At 61.9% G+C, this 310-nt stretch carries 1 protein-coding gene; it reads left to right on the top strand.

Annotated features, from left to right (window positions below; genetic code table 11):
• Positions 1–310 (top strand): hypothetical protein (locus tag CXU21_RS12475; RefSeq protein ID WP_180972815.1); only part of this gene is annotated, 310 nt, incomplete at both ends.

The following is a 310-nucleotide window of genomic DNA, read 5'->3' on the forward strand; positions in this document are numbered from 1 at the left end:
GCCGTCTCTCCCGTTTCCGGGGAGGTGGCGGTTGCCACGTCCGGCGGCGTATCCATCTATGATCCCGGAAATGATTCATGGAAGACGCTGGACCGGTCCACGGGCCTGGTGGAGGACCAGGCGGCTTCCGCCGCTTTTGATTCCAAAGGGAATCTGTGGCTGGCTTATGCGGTCGGGGGCATCTCGTATTCGGCACGCAAGTCAGGATACATGCAGTGGAAGAACGTGCAGGCGCCGTGGTACTGGGACGTCAAGCAGTTTGCCCGGCAGCCGTACCAGCCATATGGGGAGGGCCTGCCTTCCAACGCCT

Origin of the sequence: Akkermansia muciniphila, from assembly GCF_002884975.1 — a bacterium.
Taxonomy (GTDB): domain Bacteria; phylum Verrucomicrobiota; class Verrucomicrobiia; order Verrucomicrobiales; family Akkermansiaceae; genus Akkermansia; species Akkermansia muciniphila_C.